This is a genomic window from Francisella sp. 19X1-34 (assembly GCF_041102755.1).
Taxonomy (GTDB): Bacteria; Pseudomonadota; Gammaproteobacteria; order Francisellales; family Francisellaceae; genus Francisella.
The window spans coordinates 18,341-31,266 of the sequence record NZ_JBGCTX010000002.1 but is presented as its reverse complement, the minus strand read 5'-3'; the positions used below and the strand labels follow the sequence as shown (position 1 = coordinate 31,266).

Sequence of the window (12,926 nt, the reverse complement as noted above, 5' to 3'; positions counted from 1 at the left end):
TGTGAGCGCAATTTTATTATTTTTTATTATAATTATTATGTTAGTGTTATTGTGCTTTTATCAGCATAAGACATTGATGATTTTTGTTGTTGTGATGTTTTTTTGCTTTGGTTTGGGCTGGGTTAGTCAAAAAGAGTTGTTAGCAAATGCTTCTAACTCATCATTGGTTACACTTGTAATCATTATGATACTTGCATCGGTGATTGAAAAAACAAGCGTGTTACGAAAGTTACAAAACTTACTGACTGCTAAGACAGAGAAAAAAACTCTAATAAAGGTTTTGGGTGTTTCGGCACTATCATCATCAGTGTTAAATAATACTGCCGTTGTAGCTATCCTTATCAAAGCTATTAATAACTCAAAAGCAGTACTACCATCTAGACTTTTGATACCTATGTCATATGCAACTATTATGGGTGGTACCTTGACTTTGATTGGAACCTCAACAAATCTTGTTGTTAGTAGTATGTATTCAGCTGCTACTGGGTCCAAAGGTTTTGGTTTCTTTGATTTTACAATTGTGGGAACTGTAGTAACTATATTTGGTTGTATAACATTATATTTTACAAGTAGGTTTTTACCCAAAAAAGAACTTCAAGCGAATAGTTATAGTAGTTACATGGTTGAGGCAGAGATTCTTTCTAAATCATCGCTTATTGGCAAAAGTGTTGAAAAAGCTGGATTACGCCACCTCGAGGATCTATTTCTTGCCGAAATTATAAGAAAAAATGGTGATAGAATTTGCCCTGTTAAACCCCATGATATTCTTGGAGATGGGGACAAGCTACTATTCTCTGGGGATATCCAAAAAGTCTCGATATTAAATCAGTTTGATAGTTTGAAACTATATGCACAAACAGAAGGATTTGATACTCTACAGTTAACAGAGGTTCTAGTAAAGCAAGATTCTAGTGTCATTGGTAAGAGTCTCAAAGAAATTGAGTTTCGATCAAAATTTGATGCAGCAGTGGTGGCAGTGCGTAGAGATGGTGAAAAAATTTCTGGTAAGCTTGGTAAGCTAATTATCAAAGCTGGAGACTTTTTGTTATTGGCTACAGGCGATGATTTTAAAAGTAGGGCTAATATATTTCAAAACTTTTTGGTCATAAAAGGGGTAGAACCGAAAAGAGTGGTTACAGGCTGGCGTGAGGCTTTGGTAATATTTGGTTTTATTGCTGTTATTGTTTATTCTATTTTTTCTGGGAATTCACTATTTTCTGGGATGCTTATATTATTGGGTATTTTGGTGTTAACTAAGAGTATATCTGTCAATGAGATCAAAAATAGCTTTCCTACTGAAGTTTGGTTGATAGTGACTAGTTCATTATGTATTGCAACAAGTATGGATAATACAGGTTTAGCAGCTACTATTGCTGATTTTTCGCGCACGTATTTGACAGGACACTCTGCCATAGTTATATTTGTGGGGATTTTTATCACGACAATATTACTGACAGAGTTTATAACCAATAATGCTGCTGCTGCATTGATGTTCCCTGTTGCATATAACTTAGCATTAGGGGTTGGTATCAATGTGTTTCCAGTGGTGCTTGGGGTGGCGTTTGCAGCATCTGCAAGTTTCTTGACTCCGTATGGTTATCAAACTAATCTAATGGTAATGAATGCTGCAAACTATAAGTGGCGGGACTTTATTATAACGGGAGTGCCAGTATCAATAGTATATATAGTATCTTGTTGTGTAATGATACCTATAATTTATCCTTTATATTAATGGAGATATAAATAAGTGAGCAAAAATATTGTTTGGCATGATTCTAGTGTTTCAGCGGATGAAAGGAGTTGTCATAAAAATCATAAGGCAGTTGTGCTTTGGTATACTGGCTTAAGTGGCTCAGGTAAGTCGACTATTGCAAATGCTGTTGATCGTATACTGCATCAAAAAGGCTATCATACTTATGTATTGGATGGTGATAATATCCGTCATGGTCTTAATAAAGATTTGGGTTTTGATGAAGCTAGTCGTATTGAAAATATTAGGCGTATTTCTGAGGTCTCTAGGCTTTTTGTAGATGCTGGGATTATAGTTAGTACAGCCTTTATTTCGCCATATATCTCTGATAGGGAGCAGGCTAGAGAGCTAATTGGTAAGAATAACTTTATTGAAATTTTTATAGATACCGAATTATCAGAATGTGAAAGTAGAGATCCCAAAGGTTTGTATAAAAAGGCAAGAGCTGGAGAAATAGCAGACTTTACAGGTATTTCTTCACTGTATGAGCAACCTAAAGATCCACAGATACATATAAAAACCCAAGAGAAAACAATCTATGAATGTTCGAATATAATAGTTGAATATTTAATTTCAAACAATAAAATATAAGGTATACTTCATGTATATGGATATTTTCAATGGTGATGCTGATGGTATATTATCACTTATTCAGCTGCGTAAGGCATTTCCAGTATTGAGTGACGACTATAAATTAGTCACTGGAGTCAAAAGAGATATTTCTTTATGTAAAAATATCTCTAACAAAGATGCTGATGGTGCAATAGTAACAGTATTAGATATTTCGTATGATAAGAATTATCAAGATATAGAAAGACTATTAGGCTATGTAAGTCAGATATCATATTTTGATCATCATCAGGCTAATAAGCTAATTTCAAATCAAAAATTAAAAGCCCATATAAATACATCAGCAGATATTTGTACAGCATTATTAGTTAGTAATAGCTTGTATAGGAAATATCATCTTTGGGCTATCGTTGCAGCCTATGGTGACAATCTATTTCATATAGCAAATAATGAGGCGGATATGCTTAATCTTAAAGATGATCAAAGAGCTCAGTTAAAAGAGCTAGGAATGTTAATAAACTATAATAGTTATGGTGATACGGTTGATGATTTGTACTATCATCCTGCTGATTTGTACTATGAACTAATAAAGTATGAGACGCCATTTGATGTTGTTGCCGATAAAGAATCTTGCTTTTATAAGCTAAGAGAAGGTTATGCAAATGATATCAAGAGTCTAGATAACTTTAAATGTGAAGATTTTAATAATCTTAAGTTAATCAAACTACCTAATGCACCTTGGGCAAGGAGAATTAGTGGAACACTTGGTAATGATTTGGCAAATAAGTTTCGTGATAAAGCTATTATAGTTGCAACAGCAAAAAATGATGATAATTATTTGATAAGCCTAAGAGCTCCAAAAACTAAACCATTTGGAGCGGCTAGTATTTGTTCTTTATTCTCTACAGGAGGCGGTAGGGAAACTGCTGCTGGAGTCAATGATTTACCATCAGAGATGTTAGATATATTTATTAAAAATGTTGATTCGAGTTATAGTTAAATAGTATAGTTTGAACAGTGTTATCAACTTTATACCAATAACTATAGCTAATTGATTCTTTGAATTATATAATATCTAGCATGGTGATTCTGATTTTATTTGTTTGTAAACGATGTTTAATAATAAGAGTATACTAATAACCGGTGGTACTGGTAGTTTTGGTAAAAAATACACAGAAATTCTTTTATCTGAATATAAGCCTAAAAAGATAATTATCTTTAGTAGAGATGAGTTAAAGCAGTTTGAAATGTCTCAAGAGTTTAATGCTTCTTGTATGAGGTACTTCATTGGCGATGTTAGGGATGGTGAAAGACTAAAAGAAGCTATGGACGGAGTTGACTATGTAATCCATGCAGCAGCTCAAAAACAAGTTCCAGCAGCTGAGTATAATCCAATGGAGTGTATTAAAACTAACATTCATGGTGCTGAGAATGTTATTAAAGCAGCTATAGCTAATGGGGTTAAAAGAGTAATCGCACTATCTACTGATAAAGCAGCGAACCCTGTTAACTTATATGGGGCTACAAAATTAGCTTCAGATAAACTTTTTGTTGCAGCTAATAATACTGTCGGACATAGAGATACTAGGTTTGCAGTTGTTCGCTATGGTAATGTTCTAGGTAGTAGAGGTTCTGTTATACCATTTTTTCAAAAATTAATAGATGATGGAGCTAAAGAACTTCCAATTACTCATGAGAATATGACTCGTTTTCTTATAACATTAGAAGAGGGGGTTAGATTCGTATTAAAGAATTTTGAAAGAATGCAAGGCGGTGAAATATTTGTCCCTAAAATTCCTTCTATGTATATGACAGAATTAGCAAAAGCAATGGCTCCTGACTTACCTCACAACATTATTGGTATTAGACCAGGAGAAAAGCTACATGAGATAATGTGTCCAGCGGACGATTCTCATTTAACACTAGAGTTTCATGATCATTATGTTTTATGTCCTACTATTCAGTTTGCACATAAGACTGACTTTACTAAAAATTTAATAGATGAGGACGGAGTTCCTGTAGAGCTTGGTTTTGAGTATAATTCAGGTAATAATAAAGAATGGTTAACTCATGAATCATTTTTGGAAATGATGTCAAGGATGTAGGATTATGGATTTTATCCCTTATGGTAGGCAGAATATATCTGCAGATGATATAAGTGCCGTTGTAGATACATTGAAATCAGACTTTCTAACTCAAGGGCCTACGGTTAGAAGTTTTGAGAAGGCTGTTGCAAAGTATTGTGAATCTAAATATGCTTTTGCAGTAGCAAATGCTACATGTGCTTTGCATTTGGCATATTTAGCTTTGGATGTTGGTGCTGGAGATATTATTTGGACTTCACCTAATACTTTTTTATCTACTGCTAATGCAGCTATTATGTGCGGAGCAGATGTTGATTTCGTCGATATTTGTTCTAAAACTTACAATATGTCGATTAATTCTCTAGAGCAAAAACTATTAGAGGCAAAAAAAACTAATAAACTACCAAAAGTTGTTGTCCCAGTTCACTTTGCAGGACAGTCATGTGATATGCAAAAGATACATTCATTATCAAAAGAGTACGGCTTTTATATTGTAGAAGATGCTGCTCATGCGATAGGTGGAAAGTATTTTGATAAGCCAGTTGGATCGTGTCAATACTCTGATATTACTGTCTTTAGCTTTCACCCTGTTAAGATAGTCACTACTGCCGAAGGCGGTATGCTTATGACAAACTCCAGTAAGTTAGCAGAAAGAATAGGCTTATTGAGAACTCATGGTATGACTAGAGATGAATCTTTAATGACAAAAGAGTCAGAGGGTCCATGGTATTATGAGATGCTTGATTTAGGCTATAATTATCGTATTACAGATATGCAGTGCGCGCTTGGTTTGTCACAGATGTCTAGGTTAGATGATTTTGTTGCAAAAAGGCATAGTATCTTAAAGAAATATGAAAACCTATTATCAGATTGTGAAGATGTTGTTCTTCCATACCAATTTGAAAAAAGTTATTCTGGGTTGCACTTGTATCCAGTAGTTGTACCTTCTAATAAAAGAAGAAGAGTATTCGAGAATCTCCGTAATAATAATATAGGAGTTAATGTTCATTATATTCCTGTATATTTACAGCCTTACTATCAGAGAAAGGGTTTTGATAAGGGGTATTGTTCTAATGCGGAATCTTATTATAATGGTGCAATAAGTCTACCGATGTATCCAGACTTGACAGAAGAGCAGATTCTAAAAGTTGTCAGGGTGTTAAAAGAGGCTTTATAATTTTGCTATGAAATACATAACATTTCGTGATAATAAAATATCAAAGCTTTCTCTTGGTACTGTTCAGTTCGGTCTAAGCTATGGCGTAGCTAATAAAAAAGGACAACCTACTCAAATTGATGTGGATAATATTGTTGATTATGTTATCTCAAAAGGAGTCAATTGTTTTGATACGGCTCAAGCTTATGGTAATTCTGAAGAGGTACTAGGTAAATCATTATATGGTAAAAATTTTATTGTATCTAAAGTAAAATCAGATGTTTTCATTGATAATTTTGATGACAGTATGCAGTCTTCGTTACAAAAATTGAATGTTGAATCTCTATTTGGTTTGCTACTGCATGATATGGAGATTTTTTATCATGATTATAGTCTGTTACAAACTAAGATTAATCTTGCTAAATCTAAAGGATACTTTAAGTACTTTGGAGTGTCTATCTATTCTAAAGAAGACTTTGATATAGCAATAAATAATGATTTGATTGATATGATACAACTCCCTTTTAATATCTTTGACCAGAGAGCTATTAGCGAAAAATGGTTTGAGAGAGCTAGAGAAAAAAATAAACTGATTTTTATTAGGAGCATTTTTCTTCAAGGCCTGTTATTAATGGATTCCAAACATATTCCAGCTAAACTAGATGATGCTAGAAAATATATATATGATTTAGATAAACTTTGCCATAATTTTAATATGACAAGATTGGAGTTATCTTTGGCATTTGTCGAAGCATTATCTCAAGATTCAATCTTGTTATTTGGGTGTGATTCACTGGAGCAAGCTCAATGTAATATAAGTTTATATGATAATTATAAGTCTTTGAGTAAGCATCAAGTCTTAGAGGTTATTGAGACATTTTGCGAAGTTCCAGAAAAAATATATATCCCAACAAATTGGTAAGGAGAAATAATGATTAAAATAGGAATCGTAGGCTTTAGTTCAGGTAATGGACATCCGTATTCGTGGAGTGCAATATTTAATGGCTATGATAAACAAAAAATACAAGACTGCGGGTTTCCTGTAATTGCTGACTATCTGTCAAAAAGATCTCTACCCGAGGAGTGTATCTCTGGTGCTAAAGTTACGCACGTGTGGACAGAAGATTATGAGTTAAGTAAAAAAATAGCATCTACGGCATTGATAGAAGATGTGTCACTTAATATTGAAGATCTTATTAGTTCAGTTGATGCAGTATTAATTGCGAGAGATGATTGTTCTGAGTTAAGAGAAAGCATATGTCTTAAAGTATTAGATTCTGGGCTGCCAGTTTTTATTGATAAGCCTATTGCTACGTCACTATCTCAGTTAGATAGGCTTTATGCTAAACAGCAGTATCCAGGGCAGATATTCTCATGCTCATCTTTTAAATATTCAGCACAGTTTAATATTTCAAATGAAGTATTTTCTAGGCTAGGACAAGTTAAATTAATAAATTCAATTATTCCAAAATCATGGGATAAATATGCTGTACATTTGATAGACCCTATAGTTAAAAGATATGCAAGTTCTGATAGTATAAGTAATGTGTCTGAGTTTGGCGATAAGGTATCTAATATTGTAGGGATTTCAGTGGTTTGGAATAGTGGTTTGGTTACTAACTTCTTAACGGTTGGAGATCATTCTTCACCTGCTAAAGTAGATATAATAGGAAGCCAAGGGAATGAGATGATTGTTTTAGATGATGCCTTTGGTGCATTTAAATCATCGCTGGAGGTCTTTATATATAGAGTCAATAATAATGAGTATGTAGATGAATATGACCATCATAAAAAAGTTGTTTCAATAATAGAAAGAGGTTTAGATTAATGCATGTACTTATAACAGGAGGCTCAGGTGTAATAGGGCAAGAGCTTGTAAAAGGTTTTTTATCTAAAGGAGTTGAAGTTACTTTTACATCAACCTCAGAAACTAGTGCGAATAAAGTATTAGAAAAGTTTGAGAGTTATAAATCTAAGCTACATTCAGCTATTGTTGAGTTTAATGATGAATCCGATGTGAAGAGCTTTATTAAAGCTAATGTTGGTAAATATACTCACTTAATTAATAATGCTAGATCTTTAAAGAGTGTTAAAGTTGAAGAAGATGGCTTTTCATCTGCAACTAATATTCATAAAGAATTATTTATGTCAGTTACACTACCATATTTATTGTCTTGTGGATTTATTGATACATTAAAGTCTATCGTTAATATATCTTCGATGTATGGTTTGGTTACTTTTAATAAACATTTATATGAAGATGGCTATAGCTCAGCTTCTATACAATATGGGATTGCAAAAGCAGCCCAAATACATCTTACAAAAGAGTTAGCAGTTAGGTTCGCAGATAAAGGTATAAGAGTTAATACAGTATCTTTTGGTGGTGTTGAAGGTAGGGTTAATGACGATTTTAAAGAAAGATATGCAAAGTTGTGTCCTGCTGAGAAAATGTTAACAAAGAGTGAGCTTTTTGATCACGTTTGGTATATTTCTAGCAATTCATCGAAAAGTTTGACCGGCCATAATCTGATAGTAGATGGAGGGTGGACCATATGGTAGCCAAAGCTGTAGCTATTATACCAGCTAGGGGTGGATCAAAACGAATACCTAAGAAAAACATAGTAGATTTTTTAGGTAAGCCAATGATATCTAGAACAATACAAGCAGCTGTGGATAGTGGATGTTTTGAAAAAGTTATTGTATCAACTGATAGCCAAGAGATAGCTGATATATCTAAAAGTTATGGGGCAGAAGTTCCATTTTTAAGAGATGAGTATGCTGATGATATCTCTCCAGTAAGTGATGTGATAATCAATACACTTAAGAAGCTTGAAAATCTTGGCTACTACTATGAGAATGTTGTGAGCTTGATGCCTAATTGTCCATTAAGGACTAGCGATGATATTTTAAATATGTATAAAGCTTTTGAGAAAGATAATAATAACTTTTTATTAAGTGCTTTCTCTTATGGTTATACAAATCCTTGGTGGGCTCAATATAAGTCAGAAGGAATTTATAAGCCACTATTTCCGGATCAAGTTATGAGAAGATCACAAGATTTAGAAGAGTTATTATGTCCTTCAGGTGCTATATGGATAGCAAAAGTGAATAAACTTTATGAGGCTGCTACTTTTTACGGAAAAGGATATCTTTTCCATGAGCTTTCCTATTTTAGTGCTGTTGATATAGATGACTTTGATGATCTAGAATTAGCAAAAGCATTTTATTTAGTAAGGAATCGCTCTAATGAATGTTCTAATTAGAGCAGATTCATCATCAAGTATTGGTACAGGGCATATTATGCGAGATCTTGTGTTAGCATCTCGGTTCGAGAATGTGTCTTTTGCAACAAGAGATTTATCCGGGAATATTAATTTTAAGATCAAAGAGTCTGATTACGATATTTATATTTTAAAAGATAATACTCTAGAAGAGCTAGCAAAGGCTATTGCAAAACACTTACCAGATTTAGTAATAATTGATAATTATGATATAGATTATGAGTTTGAAAAATCTTTTAAAGAAAAATACCCAGATATTAAGCTTATGGTATTAGATGATGTATATGACAAGCATTATTGTGATGTTCTTCTTAATCATAATATCTACGCTGATAAAAGAAAGTATAAGAATTTAGTACCTAAAACTTGTGATATTAGATGTGGGAGTGATTATACCTTATTAAGAGAAGAGTTCTATAAATATAAAAGTAGGGTTAAATACCATAAGGATAAAAATAAATTTCTGGCTGTATTTGTCGCTATGGGAGGAGCAGACCATAGTAATATAAATATTCCAATTCTAAATGTTATTGAAAAGGTTGGTGGTATTAGTGTAAATATTATAACAACCTCAGCAAATAGAAACTTAGAAGAATTAAAAAACTATTGTTTAGGTAAGCCTTGGATTAATATGTATATAAATTCTAGTAGTGTTGCAAAACTGATGTCAGAGAGTGATTTTGCAATTGTAACTCCTAGTGTTACTGTCAATGAAGTTTGTTTTATGGAAATACCATTAATAGCTATTAAAACAGCACAAAACCAAACTTATATGTTTGATTATTTAAAATCAAAAGATATTTGTGTATTGGAGCACTTTGAGGCAGAAAAGTTGTCAAAAGCGATATCTAAATTTAAGGAGAGAGTGTGGTAACTAAAACAAAGACTGGAAATATTTTAATTACTAGTATTTCTTCTAAGGTGCCATTAATCAAAGCTGTAACAGAGGCTAGAGATAAATATGATAAAAATATTTTGATATATGGGGCAGATATAGAAGACAATGTTATAGGAAAATATTTTGTAGATCAGTTCTGGCAAATGCCAAGGTTGGCTAATTTAACTACTGATAATTTAATTGATTATTTAAAAAAGCATAATATTAGCTATATAGTTCCAACTAGAGATGAGGACCTTATTTATTATTCTCAGCACAAGAGTTTATTTCTTGAAAATAATATTTTCGTGTTTGTCTCTGATTATGACTCTGTTAGGATATGTTTTGATAAGTTGAAATTTTATGAAGATACAAATAGTGAATTTGTCATACCGACATATACTAAATTAAGTGGTCTAGATACGAAAAAGAATTTTGTTTTAAAAGAGCGTTTTGGAGCTGGGGCATCAAAAATTAAGATAAATATAAGCTATCAAGATGTTTTAGATAGTTTGAATCAGTTTGATAGTCCTGTAGTTCAACCTTTTATACAAGGTGAAGAGTATAGTATAGACTCTTACGTTACTAGAAGGGGTGTGTGTGTTGCTTCAGTTATACGTTCGAGAGATCTTGTCATCAACGGAGAATCAAAAATTACTACAAGAGTAGTGGATCAAAAATTAGCTAGTTTATGCAAAAGCTTTTTAGAACAGAATAAGATTTTAGGGCATAGTGTTTTGCAAGTTATTAAAGACGATGATAGTTATCATTTTATAGAATGTAACTCTAGGTTCGGAGGAGCATCTACTTTAAGTGTTAAATTAGGTTTAGAAAGTTTTTTATGGTTTTTAGAAGAAACCAATAATAAAGAAATAACAGTTAATTTAAGTGATAAGATAATAAAACAAGTAAGAATTTCAAAAGATATTTATTATGAATGTTAAAGTTGTTGTATTTGATTTAGATGATACTTTATATGATGAGATTAATTTTGTAAAAAGTGGATTTCAAAGAGTTGCTAGTTTTTTTTCTCAGCAATATAATTTAGATGCTAAGATTTTTTATGATGAAATGTTATTAGTGCTTGAAAAAGAGGGGCGTGGTAAAGTTTTTGATAATTCTCTAAAAAAATTTAATATCTTTAATAAAAGTAATGTTAAGAAAGCTATTTCGGTATATAGAACGCATTATCCGGATATTAAGTTGAATCCTTCAAGTGTAAAGTTGCTAGAATATCTACGTTCTCTAGATATACCAGTTTATGTAGTTACAGATGGTAATAAGATTGTCCAGGCAAACAAAGTTAATGCTTTGAAAATAAACCAATACTGTAAAAAAATATTTATAACACATAGGTATGGTCGTAAGCATTCGAAACCTTCTACTTACTGTTTCGAAAAAATCTCGGAATTAGAAGGTTGTTGTTATAGAGATGTTGTGTATGTTGGTGATAATATAAATAAAGATTTTGTAAATATTAAGAAATTAGGTTTTAGGACTGTTCGTATAATCAATGGAATGTTCAAAGACGTTATTAAAAGTAAAGAGTACCATGCAGAAGCTGAAATATATGATATATTGGATTTAAAGGATATATTAGAGTTATAATATATAAAATAATAATAGCTGAATGTTCTATAACTTATGTTTGGATGGCTTATAGAGGGTAATGAGGTAGTTTTTTTGTGTTACCTATTTCAGTATTTAATTTAGAAAATTGAGAAGTTAGGGATTTTTATGAAAATAGGGAATTTTGATCTAAAGAATGATGGTGTGTATATAATAGCAGAGTTAAGTGCTAATCATAATGGTAGTATAAAAAATGCTTTAGATACAATTAAAGCTGCTAAAGAAATTGGTGCAAATGCAATCAAGTTACAAACATATACAGCTGATACAATAACGTTAAACTGTAAAAAAGATGATTTTTTAATAACGCAGGGAACTCTTTGGGATGGGAAATACTTATATGATCTTTATCAAGAGGCATACACTCCTTGGGAGTGGCATGCTGAACTATTTAGCTATGCTAGAGAAATAGGTATAGATATTTTCTCTTCGCCATTTGATAAGACTGCTGTTGATTTCTTAGAGCAATTTAATCCTAGTGCATATAAGATTGCTTCGTTTGAGATTACCGATTATGAGCTTATTAGATATACAGCATCAAAAGGTAAGCCTATGATTATATCAACAGGAATAGCGACTATTGATGAGATTCAAGATGCAGTGAATATATGTAGAAAAGCTGGAAATAACGATATTGTGTTGCTTAAATGTACCAGTGCTTACCCAGCTAAATTGGAGGATGCAAACTTAGCAATGATTCCAAATTTGGCAGATACTTTTGGTGTTGTTTCAGGTTTTTCAGATCATACGTTAGGCATCACGGCTCCTGTTGTTGCAACTACTCTAGGCGCAAAAGTTATTGAGAAACACTTTATATTGGATAAATCTATAGGTGGAGCAGATGCGGATTTTTCTCTAGATAGAAAGGAGTTTTCTGAAATGATACAGGTAGTAAGAGATACTGAAAAACTAATTGGCAGGGTTGATTATAGCATGACGGCTAAAAAGCAACTTAGTAGAGAGCATTCTAGAAGCTTATATGTATCAAAAGATATAAAAAAGGGAGATGTTTTCACAGAGGAAAATATCCGTAGTGTTAGACCAGGCAAAGGTATGCATCCTAAATATTTAAAAGATATTCTAGGTAAAGTAGCTGAGAAAGATTATGAATTTGGCGATAGATTTGAGGGTAAGTAGAGCTTACATCAATAGAATTTTGATGTTACAAATCATAAGTATTTTTGTTTTAAAGGGGAGTTTGTCACTTTGGATTCTAGAGTAATTTATTTTATAAAATCTGCTTTTGTTGGCATAACTACAGTATTTTATTGGTTTATAGTATTCTTATATATAAAAATCATTAGAAATAACAAATTGAGTATTTTTATTAGATTTACTGCTTTACCATTTATAAAGCTTATGTTTACAAGGCTTAGATATTTAGTGATTCCATATATCTATTATAAACTCAAGAGCTTTTTGTTCAGAGGTTTGAGAGTACTTTTAAAGCTTACAGGAATGTATAGTTTAGTTAAAAAAATAAGAAATAAAAAATGATACTTTGCTTTATGTAGTTATTAATTTAACATAACTAATTATTATTGAGTCTGTTAGTTATTAAGATAAATAGATTGGTATG

The 12,926-nt window shown here is 32.1% G+C and carries 13 protein-coding genes; all 13 read left to right on the top strand.

Going from position 1 to position 12,926, the window contains the following annotated elements; genetic code table 11:
- The first annotated feature begins 1 nt into the window (after position 1).
- Positions 2-1,732 (top strand): SLC13 family permease, encoded by a 1,731-nt coding sequence (locus tag AB8E56_RS00550; protein ID WP_329476851.1) that lies wholly within the window; start codon positions 2-4, stop codon positions 1,730-1,732.
- A gap of 15 nt (positions 1,733-1,747) precedes the next feature.
- Positions 1,748-2,341, top strand: coding sequence for an adenylyl-sulfate kinase (gene cysC, locus AB8E56_RS00545; protein WP_329476849.1), 594 nt, complete (start codon positions 1,748-1,750; stop codon positions 2,339-2,341).
- Positions 2,342-2,357: 16 nt separating this feature from the next.
- The gene (locus AB8E56_RS00540; RefSeq protein WP_329476847.1) at positions 2,358-3,320 is read left to right on the top strand and encodes a DHH family phosphoesterase; all 963 of its coding nucleotides are present in this window, start codon (positions 2,358-2,360) and stop codon (positions 3,318-3,320) included.
- 112 nt (positions 3,321-3,432) lie between these two features.
- Positions 3,433-4,425, top strand: a complete 993-nt coding sequence (pseB, locus tag AB8E56_RS00535) for a UDP-N-acetylglucosamine 4,6-dehydratase (inverting) (protein ID WP_329476845.1) — start codon at positions 3,433-3,435, stop codon at positions 4,423-4,425.
- Positions 4,426-4,429: 4 nt separating this feature from the next.
- Positions 4,430-5,581 (top strand): UDP-4-amino-4,6-dideoxy-N-acetyl-beta-L-altrosamine transaminase, encoded by a 1,152-nt coding sequence (pseC, locus tag AB8E56_RS00530; protein ID WP_329476843.1) that lies wholly within the window; start codon positions 4,430-4,432, stop codon positions 5,579-5,581.
- 7 nt (positions 5,582-5,588) lie between these two features.
- The gene (locus tag AB8E56_RS00525) at positions 5,589-6,482 is read left to right on the top strand and encodes an aldo/keto reductase (protein WP_329476841.1); all 894 of its coding nucleotides are present in this window, start codon (positions 5,589-5,591) and stop codon (positions 6,480-6,482) included.
- A gap of 9 nt (positions 6,483-6,491) precedes the next feature.
- Positions 6,492-7,388, top strand: coding sequence for a Gfo/Idh/MocA family oxidoreductase (locus AB8E56_RS00520; RefSeq protein ID WP_329476839.1), 897 nt, complete (start codon positions 6,492-6,494; stop codon positions 7,386-7,388).
- On the top strand, positions 7,388-8,119 hold the full coding sequence (locus AB8E56_RS00515) for an SDR family oxidoreductase (RefSeq protein WP_329476837.1): 732 nt from the start codon (positions 7,388-7,390) through the stop codon (positions 8,117-8,119). Before AB8E56_RS00520 ends, AB8E56_RS00515 begins: the two co-directional genes overlap by 1 nt.
- Complete coding sequence (locus AB8E56_RS00510; protein ID WP_329476835.1) at positions 8,113-8,823, top strand: acylneuraminate cytidylyltransferase family protein; 711 nt, start codon at positions 8,113-8,115, stop codon at positions 8,821-8,823. The genes AB8E56_RS00515 and AB8E56_RS00510 overlap by 7 nt, the downstream gene beginning before the upstream one ends.
- Positions 8,807-9,715, top strand: a complete 909-nt coding sequence (gene pseG / locus AB8E56_RS00505) for a UDP-2,4-diacetamido-2,4,6-trideoxy-beta-L-altropyranose hydrolase (RefSeq protein WP_329476833.1) — start codon at positions 8,807-8,809, stop codon at positions 9,713-9,715. The genes AB8E56_RS00510 and pseG overlap by 17 nt, the downstream gene beginning before the upstream one ends.
- Positions 9,709-10,662 carry an ATP-grasp domain-containing protein gene (locus AB8E56_RS00500; RefSeq protein WP_329476832.1) on the top strand — a complete coding sequence of 318 codons (954 nt, stop codon included), beginning with the start codon at positions 9,709-9,711 and terminating at the stop codon, positions 10,660-10,662. The genes pseG and AB8E56_RS00500 overlap by 7 nt, the downstream gene beginning before the upstream one ends.
- Positions 10,652-11,326, top strand: coding sequence for an HAD family hydrolase (locus AB8E56_RS00495; RefSeq protein WP_329476830.1), 675 nt, complete (start codon positions 10,652-10,654; stop codon positions 11,324-11,326). Before AB8E56_RS00500 ends, AB8E56_RS00495 begins: the two co-directional genes overlap by 11 nt.
- A 129-nt stretch (positions 11,327-11,455) precedes the next feature.
- Positions 11,456-12,484, top strand: coding sequence for a pseudaminic acid synthase (gene pseI / locus AB8E56_RS00490; RefSeq protein WP_329476828.1), 1,029 nt, complete (start codon positions 11,456-11,458; stop codon positions 12,482-12,484).
- Positions 12,485-12,926: the final 442 nt, after the last annotated feature.